Consider the following 16,871-nt stretch of genomic DNA (forward strand, 5'->3'; position numbering starts at 1 on the left):
CGCGGGCAAGGCGCCGGTGTGTCGTCCCGAGCGCGCGCCGCGGACAGGCCGCGATCCCGCCCCGAGGAGCAGGAGCCGCGAGGCGGGACGACGTTCGTCGATCGCGATCACGAAAGCCCCGGGACCCGGACAAGGACCTGGGTGATGCGCAGGTCCAAGCTCCTCATCCTCGCCGCCGTGCTGGCCTCGGCGTGCGGCCACGCCCCCGCAACCTCGCCTTCGGCCCCCGCCGCCCCGAACGATCCGGTGACCCATGAGCCGCAGGAGCCCGAGGAGCCGTCCCCCGAGCCCGAACTCTCGATGGCGACCGTCGCCGATCCGGAGACCACGGTGCTGGTCATGGAGCCGGACGATCTCGGGGGTGCGGGCGCCATCGTCGCTCAGCCCAAGCGACCCGCGCTGCCCTCGATGATGACCGACATCGCGATGGCGCCTTCACGCTGAGCAGCCGCGGGGCGGGTGCCGGCAGCCACTCCGACGCTCCACGCAGCGCCTAGCGCAGCAACGCTTGCCCCAGCACCCACGCGCCGTCGGCTCGAGCGATGACCGCGTGGCTCTGGCGCAATGCAGACAGGCCCGCCAGCGCCGCCCGCTGCGGCCCGACCCACTGATCGACGTCGAGATCGCGCTGCGGTGCGTAGCGCAGGCCGAGCTCCTCGGCCGCGAGCTGTCGAACGAAGCGGCGCAGCACGAAGCGGTGGAGGGTCTGGCCGAGGACCTCGGGGGAGGCGAGCCTGCCCAGGCGATGGCGCCGGCCGGAGGGCAGCGCGTTGGCATTGGCGCTCCACCACTGGCGCCACGGTGCCGGGTCGTGGGCGAGCCGCTGCACCTCGACTCGATCGCGAGGGTCGGGCTCGCCGTTGGCGAGCGTTCCCAGCACCCCCGCTTCCTCCACCGGCTCGACCACGGTCTCGACGACCGGTGCCCCCGTGATGAGGTACAGCGCCTGGGTGGTCGCCTCGGGCGAGCCTTCGAGCAGGTCGAGCAGCCGCGGCACCATCGAGGGCTCGCCGAACAAGCCCGCGGCAATGATGTCCTCGGCGCTCACCTCGGTTCGCTCGAGCCGCGACTGGAGCACGGGCGCGACCGCCGGGCCCCCCGTGATGGCCAGCAGCGAGACGGCCCAGGCGTGGGTTGGTACCAACCGCAGCACGAAGTCGAGGATGGAGGGATCGCCAGAGCGCAGCATGCCGAGGGTCGCGATCGCAGCCTCGTCTCCCCGCAGCCGCTGCGCCCAGCGACCCAGCAGCGGCGACGCGGTGCGCTCCCGGGCGCGGCCCAGCGACCACAGCACCGTCGAGAGGGCAGGACCCGGCTCCAGGCGGTCGGCCGCGGCCACCACCTTGGGCCCGACGCGAAGGCCTCGCACCGCCATCATCCGCGCGATCGCGGCGACCACCGCGGGGTTGCCCGGCTCGAGCAGGCGCTCGAAGAACGGCTGCCACGACGGCGGCCCGTCGGCGCACAGCGCATCGGCGAGGGCCTGGGCCGGCGTGGGAGCGAATGGCTCGTCGTCGTCGTCGTCGTCGGCGGCGGCGGCGGCGTCGGGGTCGACCTCGTCGTCGTCCTCGCCCGAGGGCACGGCCTCGTCGTCGTTGGCGTCGGGGTCGTCGGGGTCGCCCACCCCGAGCTCGGCCTTGGCCGAGGCGACGAGCTGTTCCATGGGAGGCTCGTCGTCATCGTCGGGGTCGTCCGCGGGGGAGGGCTCGTCGTCGTCCCCGTCCTCGAAGCGAGCGAGCGCGGCCTCGAACAGGTCCTGGCGCCCCTGCCGAAGGAACACGCACAGCGCCCCGAAGAGCTCGCCGGGATCGGCCTCGAGCGCTCGCTCGGCGCACAGCTCGAGGGCCGGCTCGGCCCCCACCACCAGCGCATCGAGGTGGGCCTCGAGCCGCGACTCGAGGTCCACGAGGTCGTCGTGGTCGATCTCCACGTCGTCGAGCAAGCCGATCCGACGCTCGTAGAGCGAGCCGATCTCCTCGAGGTGCTCCTCGTGCAGCGATCGAAGGAATCGTCGGCTCACGGCTCGAATGCTCGTGCGTGGGAGGCTCGAATGCTCGCCTCGTTCAGTTGAGCTCGACCGAGCCTCCGCGGATGCGGTTGACCCCGGTGGCCCGGCTGAGCACATGGGTCCCTCGCACCACGACCTTGCCGTCGCGATGCAGGGTGATGCTGGCCTTGCCGCACTGAAGCGTGATCTTGGACGCGGCCTGGAGATCGAGCTCGTCGGCGCGGAGCTGGAGGTGACGCCGACGCGGGGGGGCCTTCGGCTCGACGAACAGCCCGGTGATCACCGGCTGGCTCGGATCCCCCTCGAGGAACGTGACCATCGCCTGGCCGCCCACGTCCTGGGGCGCCACGGCAACGGTGGCCCGCGCGCGGATCGGCTGCCCATCGACCTCCACGACGGGAGTGCCATCGCGCTCGAGCCGGACGACGGTGACCGCATGGCTGCCCAGGCGAGGCGCCGAGGGGCCGACGGGAAGCTTGAGCACCGAGCTGTCGTGGTCGTTGGCCATGGCAGGAACGAGAGTACCACGGGCTCGCGTCCGCGAGCGCGCCCGCCCTCGGGGGGACGATTTCAAACCTCCACGACCACGCGGCCACGGGCGATCAGCTCGCGTGCGCGCTCCGACCCCTCCACCACCAGGTGGATCGCAGCATCGCGAAGCGCCCGGTCCGCGGCCAACCGCACCGCGAGCGGCCCGATCACCCGCTCCTCGATCACCCGCCGCAGGGGTCGAGCCCCGCGCGTGGGATGGAAGCCCAGCTCGGCCAGCCGCGCCCGCGCTGCGGTGTCGGCCACCAGCCGTAGCCCTCGCCGTTGCAGCCCCTCGCGGCCGCCGGCCTTGTGCAGCTCGAGCTCCACGATCTTCAGGATGTCCTCGGGCGACAGCGCGCCAAACGGCACCACGTGATCGATGCGGTTGAACAGCTCGGGTCGAAAGTGCTTGCGCACCTCTCCCACCAGCTCGGCGCCCTCGGCCCGCCGTCCGCCAAAGCCCGGCGCGGCGGTGCGGGTGACCCCGAGGTTGCTGGTCATCACCACGATCGTCATCGAGAAGTCGACCAGGCGTCCGTCGAGGTCGGTCATGCGCCCCTCGCCCAACATGGCCAGCAGCAGGTCGAAGACCTCGGGGTGGGCCTTCTCGATCTCGTCGAGCAGCACCAGCGACAGCGGGCGGCTGCGGACCCGCTCCACGAGGCTCTGGACGCCGCGCCCCACCGCCTGCAGGCGAGGGGCCGAGCCGGGCATCATGTACTCGCTCATGTCGAGGCGGATCATTCGCTCGGCGTCGCCAAAGAGGTAGCGCGCGAGCTGCTTGGCCAGCTCGGTCTTGCCGACCCCGGTGGGACCCACCAGCAGCAGGCTCCCCACCGGTCGCAGCGGATCGTCGAGGCCGGCCTTGAGCCGTGTGATCACCCGTGCCGCCACGCGGCAGGCCTCCGGCTGCCCGATCACGCCCGCCTCCAGGCGGCGCTGGATCGTCTCGAGGCTCGCCGTGCGGGCATCGGAGATGATCTCGAGGGGCAGGCCGGTGGCCCGGGCGAAAGCCTCGCTGACCTCGTCGGCCGTCAGCGTTCGAACCGCTTCGGCGTCGTGCTCGGTCGTGGGGGTGGCCGACTCGACGGACGGCTCGGTGGCCGACTCGGTGCGCCCCGGCCCCACCGTCGCGCCCTGCTCGGCACCGAGCCAGTCGATGAAGCGAATGCCCTTGCCCGGAAAGCCGATGTCGCGCTGGAACAGATCGAGGTGCGAGACCAGCCGCCGCAGCCCCGCGGGCTCGATCCTCAGGCCCCGCAGCACGCGGCGCTGGTACTCGTCGAGCAGGTGGGGCATCGCCGAGGTCGAGGGCTCGTCGATGCGCACCATGACCATCTGCCCCAGCAGCCCCGGGTGCTGCGCGCTGAGCATCTCGTGGGTGGCCTCGTCGCACTCGCACACGAGGGAGAGCTCGCCGTCTTGGACCGCCGGCAGCAGCATGTCGGCGATCGAGGTGCGGCCGGTGCGGGTACGGACCATCCCCGTCAGGCCTCCCACGTAGAGCAGATCGCCTTCCCCGCCGAGCTCGTCGACGAGGTCGAGGCAGCGCTGCTCCCACTGGCCGAGGTAGGCCATGCCCGCCACGATTCGATCCGCGCTGGTGCTCCAGATCCGTGGCACGTAGGGGTGCTCCGCGGGGTCGAGCTGCGACAGCCGCCGGGCCAACGCCCGCACCCACGTGGTCTTGCCGCACCCGGTCGGGCCCACCAGCAGCAGCGACCGCGGGGACTCGCGCAGCACCAGCGGTAGCCAGCGCTCCACGTCGATCCGCCCGACCACCGGTCGGCCCCGGCGGTGCTTGGCCTGGGCCACGAGCTCCTCGGCCACCGCGTGCAGGGTGGGCGTGCGGCTGGACTCGGGCGCGCTCCGGGCTCGCGAGGCGCCCCGCGGCAGCCGAGGCGACCACTCGATGACCTGCTCGTGCGACTCGGCCCGCAGCTCGAGCAGCGAGGCTCCGCCTTCGCCCAGCAGCGCGGTGCTGACCGCCTGCTTGATCACGCCGGGCGCCATGTCCACGTCCTCGAGCTGGAACCACCAGTCGAAGCGAGGCACCAGCACCCGATGGCCGCCGTCCTCCTGTCGAGACGAGGCATAGGTGATCGGGAGCACGATCTCCTGCTTGCCGATCACGTGGCGCTGCTTGACGACGGCCTGGGGGTGCACCGACACCCGCACCTGATGCAGCTCGACGGGGGTCTCCCACAGGTAGTTCGGGATCTCGGCGCTGCGCTCCTCGATCGCCAGCGCGATCTGGGACAGCACCTGCTCGGAGGTCTCTCCGTAGCCCGCGGGGGGCTGGGCCTCGCGCCCCGACGAGGGCAACAGACGCCCGGTGATGCGCCCGTCGTGGTGGGTCGACAGGTGCACGCGAAAGCTCGGGCGCGCCATCAGCTCTCGACCCCTTCCTGCTCCGCGGGGGAGGACGCCCGCGGGAGCCCGGCCGATCGTCGTCCTACCCGCAGCAGCCACAGCGAGGGCAGCACGTCCGCCAGGCCGCGCGCACGGGTCTGTACGGCATGGGCCAGGGGGTAGTCCTCGATCTCGATGGAGGTCGGCTCGCCGGGGCGCGGCGGATCGAAGCGATAGCGCCGCACGATGGGCAGCACCGCATCGGGATTGTCGGGCAGGGGGACGGCCCCGGACTCGAGCCCGGCCACGAACGCCTCGCGCTCGGTCTCGAGCCGCCGCACGTGCTCGGCCGGGGTGATCGATCCGTCGAGCACCCGCACTCGCACCACCTCGCTCCCGCCGCCCAGGCCGTGGCGCACGTGGCTGCCGTGCTCGCCCTCGAAGGACGCGCGGACCGCTGGGCCCACCAGGCGGATCACCAGGCGCTCGTTGGCACGCGCCAGCGCCTCGTCGAGGGTCGAGGTCGTGCCGCCGTCCGCCTCCCAGGCGTCGGGCTCTCCGCGGCCATGCTCGACGTAGGCCCGGGCCAGCTGCTCCACGAGGCCCGGGCCGGCCTCGAGGAAGCGATTGGACTGCTCGGGTCGGTTCACCCGTGACAGCTCCAGCAGCACCGCGTGGTACTCGGGCTCGTGTGCGTGCTCGAGCGCCAGCTCCATGAAGTAGAGATCCGCCAGGGCGCCCACGAAGTCGGGTCGGCGCTGCATGGGGAGGCTGGGGCCCAGGGGATTGGGGGAGAGCACGCGCACCATGATGTCCCCCGTCCAGCGATCGCCGCCGATGCGCAGGCGACCGAAGCGGCCGGCTTCGATGAGCTCGCCCTCGTGATCGGCCCGCTCCTCGAGCTCGGAGCGGGCGAGCAGCAAGGGGTCGTACTCGGCCTGGGTGCGCAGGCGCTCGCGGAGGCCCGTCAGCTCGCTGCGCAGGCCCTCGAGGTTGAACACCGCATCGGCTGCGTCGGCATCGCCGTGCACGGAGGCGGCCAGCCGCTGCCGCAGGGCCCGTGCCAGCGCCTCCACGCGCGGGGACTCGAGCAGCCGCTCGAGCCGCTGCAGCGCTCCGGGCACCTGGGTGCGCAGGCGGCTGGCGTTCCAGGAGAGCAGCGCTTCGAAGGGGCCGGGCTCGCCCCATGCCTCGGCCTCGGTGAGCAGCTCGGCGTGCAGGCGCAGGCCCTCGGGGCCGCGGTGCAGCCACAGCACCCGCAGGCCCGCGGAGGGCTGTCCCGCGATCTCGTCGGCCAGCCATGCGCCGATGTGATCCTCGAGCCATCGCTTGAGCGAGCGCGCCCCGTAGCGTGCGTCGAACGCCTCGTCGACGACCCCCCGCACCACCGAGTCGGTGAAGCGCACGAACACGTTGCGCTCGGTCAGGCCGCGTCGGGTCAGCAGGCGATCGAGCTCCCGCCGCGCGATCTGGGTGGCCGCCGCGCGCTCCAGCGGCTCGAACGGCACCACGCGATCGATGCGGTTGAACAGCTCGGGGGGGAAGAACTCCCGCACCGCCGCCTCCACCTCGGAGGCGCTGCCGTGGATCCGACCGCCGAAGCCGGCCGGGGGGATGGCCCGCGCGCCGAGGTTGCTGGTCATCACCACCACGGTGTGGGTGAAGTCGACCAGCGTGCCCGCGGCGTCGGTGAGCCGTCCGTCGTCGAACAGCTGCAGCATGAGGTTGAGCACCGAGGGATGGGCCTTCTCGATCTCGTCGAGCAGCACCACGCAGAACGGAAGCACGCGCACCCGGGAGGTCAGCGCGCCCTCGGGCCGCGCCCGGTCGCCGATCAACCGCGCGGGCGCATACGGGTCGGCGAACTCGCCCATGTCGAAGCGAAGCAGCCGCGCGGTGGATCCATAGAGGTACTCGGCGAGGCACTTGGCCATCTCGGTCTTGCCGGTGCCGGTGGGACCGGTGAACAGCAGCACGCCCCACGGCCGTGAGGCATCGGTCAGGCCCGCCTTGATCCGCAGCACCAGCGCGGTCATGGCGTCGACCGCCGCGGGCTGCCCCATGATCTGGGCCGCGAGCTGCTCTCGCAGGTGCACGCTCGACAGCGAGCGCTGGGGCGACAGCAGCACCTCGGGCATGCCCGTGCGCCGGGCCAGCCGTCGGATCACCGTTGCGGGATCGATCTCCGAGGTCCTTGGACGGTGCCCGAAGTCGGTGGCGCGCTCGCTGCGGATCCGCAGCGGCGGGGGCTCGGCGGCCAGGCCCCGCAGCGGCCAGTGCCCGGCGCTCATGAACTGCTCCACCGCATCCTTGGAGTCCTTGAGGCCCTCGCCGCAGATGGAGCGGTAGAGCTTGATCGCGTCGATCTTGCGACCGCGACGCACTGCGGCCTCGACTTGTCGCAGGTCGAGGCTCCCCACGTCGTCGGCCGCGGCCATGCTGCGCAGCAGCTCGATGGCCCGGCCCGGCTGGGCGCTGCCCGAGCCCAGCGCATGGCCCAGCTCGTAGATCGTGCGCAGCGCCGCGGGGTCGAACGACACCCGGTGCCGCAGCTCGAGCGCGCGCGACTCGTGGACCAGCATGCGCATCGTCTCGGCTCGATCGCTGGGCTCGACGAACAGGGTGGTGAACGCGGCTGCGAGCGCCGGGGCATCGTCCTGGAGCTGCTGGTACTGCTCGGGCGTCACCTCGCCCACCATGGCCAGCTCGCCGCGTGCCACCGGCCCGCGAAAGAAGCTGGCCAGGCTGCGATCGCTCTGCTGCGTCTCGCCCAGCCGTCCCCACGCGTGCAGATCCTCGATCCACAGCACCGCGCCCACCTTGCGGCCCGCCTCCACCACGTCGACGCAGCGCTGCTCCCACTGCCCCAGGTACGACATCCCGGCGATGATGCGGCGCCCCGCCAACCGGAACACCGGATGCAGGCGATCGTAGTTGCGGTGGCTGGGGTAGTCGTCGACCTGCAGCAGGTCGTGCACCAGCTGGCGCACCAGCATGCTCTTGCCCGAGCCCGAGGGTCCCACCAGCAGCACCGAGACCCGGCGCTTGCCCGCCACCAGCTGCGCCAGTCGATCGCGCAGCGGTCGGCGTGGCATGCCGCAGGGCAGGCGCCCGTCGATGGCCCGTCGGGTCTCGTCGACCGCGAGCTGGGCCAGCAGGGCGCTGCCCCGGAGCCGGGGCCCGCCGCCCACCAGCGAGCCGCCCTCCTTGCGCTTCTTGTCGTCGTCGTCGTCGAGTTGGTTGCGCAGGTTCTTGGTGGTCACCGACATCGACACCACGCGCAGGCGATCGTTCTTGTGGGCGCGCAGGTCCTCGAGCTCGTCCTCGCCCAGCTCGCTCCACTGCGTGCGCAGATACGCGGTGGCTCGCTCGGCCAGCGACTCTCCCTCGGGCCAGGGAAACCACTCGGTCGATCGCAGCGGGTGGTAGACGCATCGCAAGGGCTCACCGTCCGCCGCGGGCCCGCCGGGGCGGGGCTCCACCACCAGCGGGAACTTGCCGTGGAGACGCCCGCGGGACGAGAGCGACAGCGACAGATCCACCAGCTCCAGCCGTCGCCCCGGGATCATCTCCAGCGGCTCGAGCACGGCGGGCATCGCATCCGTCAGGGACTTGCGCAGCGCCTCGGTCAGCGACGACTCGATCTTGGCCAGGTTGGCCCCTTGCCACGCGCGACCCAGCCGACCCAGGCCGAGGGGGAACCACTCGTAGTGCCGCCCGCGGCGGCGCTGGAACACGGTGAAGGTCAGCTCCACGTGCCGTCTCCCGGGATCGCATCCTCACCGCGCACCAGGGCGTCGGCGAGCAGCGAGAACACGATCCGCTCGTGCATCGACCAGTAGTCCGCGGGATCCACCGAGAACGCCTGGTTGGCCCTGGGCGCTCGCACCTCGCCCGCCGTGGGGTCGTGCTCGCGAACGGCCGGCGTTCGGGCCAGCACCCCGCGCTCCTCGGGCTTGCCCAGGGCCAGCGCCTCGGACCCGAGCTGCTCCTCGGTGACGTCGAAGGCCATCGACACCGCCCCGATGTCGACGTGCTCGAGCTCCTCCCCCGGCGCCTGCGGCAAGTAGCGGTGCAGCCCCAGCTCGTAGGCCATCGAGGAGCCCGCCAGCGGCCCCGCGATCCGCACCAGCACCCCGCGGAAGGCCCTGGCAATCGCCTCGGGCTCGGCGCCTTGCAGCGCCTGCTCGACCCACGCCGGCTCGCGCGGAGGCCCCCACGGCAGCGCCGGGGGCCACTCGGGGGGGCGCTCGCGATCCTCCCAGCGATGCACGAGCACCCGCCAGCCCCGCTGCCGCGCCGCCTCGAGCAGCCCGAGCAACCACCGGGTCAGCCGCATCGTGTCGGTGTGCGCCTTGACCCTCAGCACGATGGCATCGAGCGCGTGGGCTCCCAGCACCAGCTGCACGAACGCGCGCTCGAACCCCGCATGGGCCTGCGCCGCATCGTCGACGTAGGCGTCGGCCGACTCTCCCTCCGCCAGCGCGGCGATGGCCAGATCCTCGGCGCCCTCGAGTGCCTCCATGGCATCGTCGAGGGCCCGCAGGTGGGTGTCCAGCCGTGCGTGCTCGAACGCCAGCGTCGCCGGCGAGGAGCGATGCCGGGCGCCTGCGAGCTCGGCCACCAAGGTGGCTCGGCGATCGCGAAGCTCGACGACCGACTCCAGACCGCGACACGTGGCGGCGGACCGGCGCAGGCCCGCGATCCACTGCAGCGCGTGGCTCGTCCGGCGCTCCTCGCGAGCGGGCCGCCGCATCAGCACCACCTCGAGCGCGCCCGAGTGCCGCTTGGCCACCAGCGCGTGCCCCTTGGGGATCGCCGGGGCCGGCTCCTGCTCGTGCAGGGCAACGTGGATCGTGCCGCCCTCGGCATCGGAGCCGGCCTCCGACACCAGCCGGGCGATCGGAGTCACCAGGTGGTCCTCCAGGTGGCGTCGCAGCGCTCGTGCGCCATAGACGTCGGAGAATCCCCCCGAGGCCAGGTCCGCCAGCGCGGCCTCGGACACCACCAGCTCGATCCCCCGGACCGTCAGCCCCTCGCGCTCGAGCAGGCCCCGCAGGGCCACCCTGGCGACCTCGGAGATCTCCGCGGCGCTCAGCGACGAGAACGGGATGATGCGATCGATGCGGTTGACCAGCTCGGGCCGGAAGTGGCGCTCGACCTGGTCGAGGTAGTGCTGGTGCTCGGCCCGCGCCGAGTCGGCCGCGCCACCGAACCCCGAGCGCGGCCGGCGGTGGCTCGCCCCCAGGTTGCTCGTCATGATGATGATGCAGTTGTGGAACCACGTGGTGCGCCCGCGCGCATCCGACAGGCGTCCCTCGCCCAGCACCTGCAGCAGCAGGTCGAACACCGCCGGGTGAGCCTTCTCGATCTCGTCGAGCAGCACCACGCAAAACGGCTGCTGCCGCACGCGCCGGGTCAGCTCGCCGTCCTCGCGCTCGGTGCCTCGAATGAGCCGCTCGGCCGCAAGGGGATCGCCGTACTCGCTCATGTCGAAGCGCACCATCTTGCTGGTGTCGCCGAACAGCAAGCGCGCCAGCGTCTTGGCCACCTCCGTCTTGCCCACCCCCGTGGGTCCGAGGAACAGCAGATTGGCCAGCGGCTTGCTCGGCGGCTGCAGGCCCGCCTTGACCGTGCACAGCGCCGAGGCCACGCGCTCGATCGCCTCGCGCTGCCCGATGACCCGCCGCGAGAAGAACGCGAGCACCTCCGCGTGGCGCATGGCCTGCTCCTCGCGGAGCAAGAACATGGGGATGCCCGAGCGCACCGAGAACGCCCGGTACACGTCGTGGGGGCCGATGGCTCGCGGTCGTCCGTCCTCGTCCACCTCGCCGTCGTGGATCGCCCGCAGCTCCTCCGCGAGCACCACCGCCTTGCCCGGGAACGAGTGGTAGCGCAGGTATCGCTCCGACAGATCCACCAGCGGATCCACGCAGCTCTCGAGCAGTCGCGGGCGGTGGCGCTGCGTCGCCGCCTGGTGCCCGATGCGGGCCCGCAGGATCGCGCGGGTCGCCCCCGCGTCGAGCGGCTCGACGGTGATGCGCTGCAGCGCGCCGAAGAACGCCACGTGGCGCTTCTCGTGGTGCTCGAGCACCTCGGGGGACAGCTCGCCCACCACGCGCACGCGGCCATCCACGAGCCACGGGCGCATCATCGATGCGATGTCCTCGATGCCTCCCGAGGTCCCCGCGAACAGATCGCCGAGATCGTCGAAGTAGAGCACCGCATCGATCGCCTCGGCCGCCTTCATCACCGCGTCGACCCGCTCCTCGAGCTGCCCGAACCCCGATTGCCCGGCCACCAGCTGCGCCCCCGAGGTGGCGAACACCGGGTGCGACGAGAACCGCACCAGCGCCTGGCTCACCAGCCCTTCCACGATCGCGCTCTTGCCCACCAGCGGCTCGCCCACCAGCGCCACGCTCATGCGCTCCCGCCCGTCGAGCAGGCTTGCCAGCGCCCGGATCTCGCGATCGCGACCGACCACCGGGGGCCCCTCGCGACGCCCGCGATGCTTCGACAGCAGCTCGGTGCCCACGCTCGCCAGTCGCTCCCGCGCGCGCTGCTCGTCGGCCTCGCCCTGCTGCCGTCGGCGGTCGGCCGCGCGGCGGCTGGCGTCGGAGGCATCGTCGCGCTCCACCGTGATCGGCAGCCGCACCAGGCGATGCGCCGGGGTCGGAAGCAGGCGCAGGTACTCGCTCGCGTCGAGGTTCTGGGCCCACGCCATGCGCTCGATCTCGGCCGTGACCCGCCGCGAGAGCTCCTCGGTGGGCCGCACGTAGACGGAGTGGCCGAGCGGCACCACGTGCACCCAGTGCGCTCGCCCCTCGGGCACCACCACGCACGGCACGGTCACCGGGGCCTGCACGTTCAGCCGCCGCGGCAGATCGCCCCGTGGCAGCACCACCGGGAGCTCGAGCAAGCGCGCCTGCTCGGGGTACACGTACTTGGCGACGAGCCCCGCGGGGCAGCGCGCGAGGTACTTGGTCAGGAACGAGCGCTGCTCCTCGAGCGCGGCGTCCACCGTGCCGCCGCGGGCGAGCTGCTTGGGTGCCGCCATCGGGAACGCATAGCAGGCGCCGTACGGGTGCTCGCGCAGGAACACCAGCGGCTCGAGCGTCAGCACGACCGACACGCACCCAAGCATACCCGGGCCGGGGAGGGCGGAGCCAGAGCAGCCCGCGCCGGCGTCTCCTCGTCGTCGGTGTCGTGCGATCGGTTGAAGTAGCATGCATGCGATGTCCGAGCCCTTCGTGTCCCCGCGGCCGCCCTGGCCTTCGCGTGCCGTCGACCGAGTCATTGGGGGGCTACAGCGGCTCGGCCTGGGGCGTGACTGGCTCGATCCGAGCCTCGCGATCTCCAGGGCCCGGCAGCGGACCGGTCTGCACGCGCTGGGCATGCCCGGTCACCAGGAGCGCATGGATCGGCTGGTGGAGTCGCTCGAGCGCGAGGCCTCGCTGACCTCCCTGGGGCGGCTCACCATGCGCTCGTTCCTCGAGGAGGCCACGTGCAATCGACTGCAGCTGACCGAGGTCCTGCGGCGACACCCCGAGATCGAGCGGATCCCCGTGGAGCGCCCGATCTTCATCGTGGGTTGGCCACGCACGGGTACGACGGCGCTCCACGACCTGATGAGCCTGGACCCGGCACTCTACGCTCCATGCCTCTGGGAGCTGCGGCGGCCCGTGCCCACCGGCATGCGCATCGATGGAGAGCAGCGAGAGCGGCGCAAGCTCGGGGACCGAGCCGTGGTCATCGGCCGGCGGCTGGCCCCCGGGCTGACGGTCGCGCATCCGATGCACGCGGACATGCCCGACGAGTGCCAGTTCTTGTTCGACAACGACGTGTTCACCGCGCTGTTCATCGCCTTCCAGGCCGACGACTACGGGCGATGGATGCTGAGCACCGACGCCGCTGCGTTCTATCGCAGCTACCGCCAGCAGCTCCAGGTGCTGCTGTGGTCGCGGCCTCCGGGCGCGGCTCGCCGCCTGGTGCTCAAGTGGCCGTTCCATTTGTGGCACCTCTCGTCGTTGCTCGAGGTGTTTCCCGATGCGTGCGTGATCCAGACCCATCGCGCGCTCGACCGGGCGCTGCCGTCGCTTTGCAACCTCACCGCCATCATCCAGAGCGCCTTCAACCATCGCGTCGATCCGCTCCGCATCGGCGCCCAGTGGCTGCCGCTGTCGGCCGAGGGGATCGAGCGGGGCATGGCCGCGCGCCAGCGAGTCCCGGTCGGGGCCCGCTTCTACGACATGGTCCACCGAAGGCTCGTCGAGGAGCACGTGGCCGAGGTCGAGCGGATCTACGAGGCGCTGGCGCTCTCGTGGCCGTCGGGCATGGCGGAGCGGATCCGGCGCTACCTACGGGAGCAGCCGCGCGGGCACTCCGGGCGCCACCACTACCGCATGGAGTGGTTCGGGCTGCGATCCGAGGCGATCGCCGAGCGCTTCGGCGGCTATCTCCGGTGGTCCTCGGACCTCGACCCCGGCTCCACGTGAGCGCGAGGGGCTAGCCCGCCGCGTAGAACTGCTCGAAGAACGCCTTGGTGGCGTCGGTGCCGATCGACGGCCACACGTGGCCGGCCGGGTGCGAGCAGAAGGTCACCGGGGTGTCGGCGTTGCAGCTGTCGTAGTTCACGCAGCCCATCGGGTTGCCGTCGGTCGAGGTGTCGGCGCAGCCGGCCAGCATGCGGAAGAAGTCGCGGAACTCCTCGCGCCCCGCGTTCAGCTCGCCGTCGCCGATGGTGATCCACGCGGCCGGGGTCGCGATGCACTCGGTGGGCTCGAAGTAGATCACGCTGCCTCCCACCGCGATCGCCCGGATGTACTCGCGGCGGCAGCCGAGCACGCCGGAGAACGAGCCCCCGCCGGAGAAGCCCATCGAGAACACGTTGGCGTCGTCGATGCAGAGCCCGTTGCGCGCCTCCTCGAGCACCGTGTCGAAGAAATTCAGCTCGAGCTCGATGCGCTCGGGCCACGTATCGGGAGGCGCGCTGTAGTCGCGCCACTGGTTGTCGATGGCCTCGGGGATGATGATGATCGCATCGTCGGCGAACGCGGTGCGGATGTCCCGATCGCCGCCGGTCTGATCCCAGTAGTCGGGGCTCCCGCCGTTGCCGTGGAGTGCGAAGACGAGCGGCCACGGCTGGTCGGCGGAGTAGCTCTGCGGCAGCCGCAGGATGTAGCGGCGGTCGTGGCCATCGAGCATGAACTGGTGCTCGCCCTCCTCGAGGCTCTGCATCGCCATGCACCCCGGGCTGCCCACCGGCTCCATGCCCGTCTCGCTGCTGCCGCCGGTGTCGAGGCCGGTGCCCGTCTCGCCGTCGGCCGAGCCCGCGGTGGTGCCCGTGCCCGTGCCTCCGGGCTCGGTGGTGGCCGGGGACGTGGTGGTCGTCGGTGGCGTGGGGCCCGAGGAGTCCTCCGACGTCGCCTCGGTGTCGGTCGCCGCGCCGCCCGCGTCGTTGCCCGTGGTTCCGCCGTAGCAGCCACCCGGCAGCAACGGAATCGATGGGAGCAACGAGAGCAAGGCCAAGCGTCGAGCGAGCATGGGCCGACGCTATCACGGTGCCATGGGGACTTCGCATGGCGTCACCCGGTCGACGCATCGAGAAAGCCGGGTCATGGCGCTGACCATCTCGACGGCATCCGCCCCCTGTCGACGAGGGGTGCCCGATGCCCGGGTGAGCGTCTGCAGCCCGGCTGGATCATCGGGTACCACCGCGTCATTTCCGCGAATCCGAGCCAACGAAACTGCGTTGCGATTTCAACTATTTGAAATCATTGAATATTTACGTTGTTCAGGCGCGGCGAGGATCCGGCTACCCTCGAACTTCGATGGATTCTTCCCATTTTCGGCACCCATCCCCGCAGGGGGGCGGCACCCTGGGCTTTCACGACGCCGGCGTGATGCGTTCGGTTGGTTCCCGGGGAGCGCTTGGTGAGTGACGAGCCCCGGGCCTGCGGTGGGCGACTTCCACTTCGGGAGGGTACTGCAATGGCTGGAACGCTAGGACTGCCCGAGCACGAGGATCTCCACGGAAGCATCCTGATGGTGGACGACGTGCCCACCAACCTCAAGGTGCTGGCCAAGGTCCTCACGCGGGCAGGTCATCGCGTTCGGCCGGCACTCGACGGCACGGCGGCGCTCGAGTCGGCTTTGGCGCTGCTCCCCGATCTCGTGCTGCTCGACGTCAACATGCCCGGCATGAACGGGTACGAGGTGTGCGCCGCGTTCAAGCTCGATCCGCGGCTTTGCGACATCCCGATCATCTTCATCAGTGCGGCCGACGAGAAGCTCGACAAGATCAAGGCGTTCTCGGCGGGTGCGGTCGACTACGTGACCAAGCCGTTCGATGCCGACGAGGTGCTGGCCCGGGTGCGGACCCACCTCGCGCTGTCGTACGCCCGCAAGGAGCAGGAGGCGTTCGGTCGCATGGTCGCCCACGAGATCAGCAACCCGCTCACGCAGATCATCCTGCAGGTCGACGCCGGGCTGATGACGGGGGGGCTGCCGATGGAGGACATGGTCAGGGTCAAGGCCTCGGCCGATCGGATCCACACCATCGTGCGCTCGATGCTCACGCTGTCCAAGCTGCACAAGCAGGAGGTGGAGTCCGAGCCGCTGGACATGCGGGTCCTGATCCAGCGCTCCCGCCAGATCCTGCAGCACGTGCTGGCCACCTCGTCGGCGCACATCGAGGTCCCCGACGACATGCCGCGGGCGCTCGGCTACGGGCCCTGGGTGGAGCAGATCTGGATCAACTACATCACCAATGCCATCAAGTACGGGGGGCGACCGCCGCGGATCGTGATCGACTGGAAGCGCTCCGAGGACGACATGATCCAGTACATGGTGCGCGACAACGGCCGCGGGCTCGCGCCCGAGGAGCAGGCGGTGGTGTTCAACGAGTTCACCCGACTCGGCCACATCAAGACCGACGGCCACGGGCTGGGGCTGGCCATCGTCAAGCGCGTGGTGTCGCGCATGCAGGGCTCGGTGGGGCTCGAGAGCACGCCCGGCGAGGGCTCCACGTTCTACTTCTGCCTGCCCGCGGCGTGACGTGCGTGCTCGATGCCCAGGAGCGCCAGCTTGCGGTCGGCGCCCCAGTGGTAGTCGCCGAGCACCCGTGAGGCTCGGATCACGCGATGGCACGGGATCAGGAACGCCAGCGGGTTGCGCCCCACCGCCGTGCCCACCGCGCGTGCCGCCGTGGGCGTGCCCAGCTCTGCGGCGAGCGCTCCGTAGCCCACCGCCGCGCCTTCGGGCACGCGCAGCAGGGCCTCCCACACCTGCAGCTGGAACGGCGTGCCCTTGAGTACAACGCCCAGCGGTCGGGGCTGCTGGCCGCGCATGCGTGCGCACAGGGCCTGCGCGTAGGGACGGATGGCCCTGGGATCGCGGAGCAGCGTGGCGCGGGGCCAGCGAGCGGTGAGCTCGGCGATCGCATGGGCCTGCCCCGTGTCGGTCACGAACGACACGCCGCACAGGCCTCGATCGAGCGCGGCCAAGAGCGCGGGGCCGAACGGGGTGGGCTCCACCGAGAAGCGCACGGTCAGCCCGTCGGCCTGCGCCTTGTACTGGCCCGGGGTCATGCGCTCGATCGAGAGGAACAGGTCGTGCAGCCGGCCCGCGCCCGACAGCCCCGCCGCGAGGCTGGCCTCGAGCAGGCTGCTCCCCTGCGCGAGCTCGTGCTTGGCCTCGCCGAGCGCCACGAACTGCAGGAAGCGCTTGGGGCTGATGCCGGCCCAGCGCTGGAACAACCGCTGGAAGTGGAACTCGGACAGGCCCGCCTGCGCGGCGCACTCCGCCAGCGAGGGCTGCTCGTGGGCGTGCTCGCGCAGGTAGTGGATGACGCGTGCGACGCGTGCGTAGTCGCTGGTGCCGGCGTCGGTCATGGAAACGGGCGCGTTCATTGTGCCTGGTCCTACGCCCGCGGGGGTGGGGGAGCGACCCGGATCTTGCGGTCACTCAGCCCGGCTCGTCG

Annotated in this window: 10 protein-coding genes; 3 read left to right on the forward strand and 7 right to left on the reverse strand. The window is 71.5% G+C overall.

Annotation, left to right across the window (positions count from 1 at the left end):
* The first annotated feature begins 144 nt into the window (after positions 1 to 144).
* A complete protein-coding gene (locus OEB96_RS12310; protein WP_266215778.1) occupies positions 145 to 444 on the forward strand; it encodes a hypothetical protein in 300 nt (99 codons plus the stop codon).
* 49 nt (positions 445 to 493) lie between these two features.
* Here the strand turns inward: OEB96_RS12310 and OEB96_RS12315 are convergent, their stop codons facing one another.
* The 5 genes from OEB96_RS12315 to OEB96_RS12335 all read right to left on the reverse strand — a co-directional run bounded on the left by OEB96_RS12315 (position 494) and on the right by OEB96_RS12335 (position 12,023).
* Complete coding sequence (locus OEB96_RS12315) at positions 494 to 2,020, reverse strand: hypothetical protein (RefSeq protein ID WP_266215779.1); 1,527 nt, start codon at positions 2,018 to 2,020, stop codon at positions 494 to 496.
* A 43-nt stretch (positions 2,021 to 2,063) separates the two neighbouring features.
* A complete protein-coding gene (locus OEB96_RS12320; RefSeq protein WP_266215781.1) occupies positions 2,064 to 2,516 on the reverse strand; it encodes a DUF6484 domain-containing protein in 453 nt (150 codons plus the stop codon).
* A 62-nt stretch (positions 2,517 to 2,578) separates the two neighbouring features.
* Positions 2,579 to 4,930, reverse strand: a complete 2,352-nt coding sequence (locus OEB96_RS12325; protein WP_266215782.1) for an AAA family ATPase — start codon at positions 4,928 to 4,930, stop codon at positions 2,579 to 2,581.
* Positions 4,930 to 8,646 carry an AAA family ATPase gene (locus tag OEB96_RS12330; RefSeq protein WP_266215783.1) on the reverse strand — a complete coding sequence of 1,239 codons (3,717 nt, stop codon included), beginning with the start codon at positions 8,644 to 8,646 and terminating at the stop codon, positions 4,930 to 4,932. The genes OEB96_RS12325 and OEB96_RS12330 overlap by 1 nt, the downstream gene beginning before the upstream one ends.
* Positions 8,637 to 12,023 carry an AAA family ATPase gene (locus tag OEB96_RS12335; RefSeq protein WP_266215784.1) on the reverse strand — a complete coding sequence of 1,129 codons (3,387 nt, stop codon included), beginning with the start codon at positions 12,021 to 12,023 and terminating at the stop codon, positions 8,637 to 8,639. Before OEB96_RS12335 ends, OEB96_RS12330 begins: the two co-directional genes overlap by 10 nt.
* Before the next feature lie 103 nt (positions 12,024 to 12,126).
* Here OEB96_RS12335 and OEB96_RS12340 point away from each other — a divergent pair, with 103 nt between their 5' ends.
* Complete coding sequence (locus OEB96_RS12340; RefSeq protein WP_266215785.1) at positions 12,127 to 13,386, forward strand: sulfotransferase family protein; 1,260 nt, start codon at positions 12,127 to 12,129, stop codon at positions 13,384 to 13,386.
* A 10-nt stretch (positions 13,387 to 13,396) separates the two neighbouring features.
* Here the strand turns inward: OEB96_RS12340 and OEB96_RS12345 are convergent, their stop codons facing one another.
* Positions 13,397 to 14,434, reverse strand: coding sequence for a hypothetical protein (locus OEB96_RS12345; RefSeq protein WP_266215786.1), 1,038 nt, complete (start codon positions 14,432 to 14,434; stop codon positions 13,397 to 13,399).
* 447 nt (positions 14,435 to 14,881) lie between these two features.
* Between OEB96_RS12345 and OEB96_RS12350 the strand changes: the two genes are divergently transcribed.
* The gene (locus OEB96_RS12350; RefSeq protein ID WP_266215787.1) at positions 14,882 to 15,946 is read left to right on the forward strand and encodes a hybrid sensor histidine kinase/response regulator; all 1,065 of its coding nucleotides are present in this window, start codon (positions 14,882 to 14,884) and stop codon (positions 15,944 to 15,946) included.
* On the opposite strand, the gene OEB96_RS12355 is transcribed toward OEB96_RS12350, so the two are convergent.
* Positions 15,922 to 16,800 (reverse strand): methylated-DNA--[protein]-cysteine S-methyltransferase, encoded by an 879-nt coding sequence (locus tag OEB96_RS12355; RefSeq protein ID WP_266215788.1) that lies wholly within the window; start codon positions 16,798 to 16,800, stop codon positions 15,922 to 15,924. The two genes, OEB96_RS12350 and OEB96_RS12355, sit on opposite strands and share 25 nt — an antisense overlap.
* Positions 16,801 to 16,871 lie beyond the last annotated feature (71 nt).

The organism is Paraliomyxa miuraensis, assembly GCF_026337845.1.
GTDB classification, from domain to species: Bacteria; Myxococcota_A; Polyangia; order Nannocystales; family Nannocystaceae; genus Paraliomyxa; species Paraliomyxa miuraensis.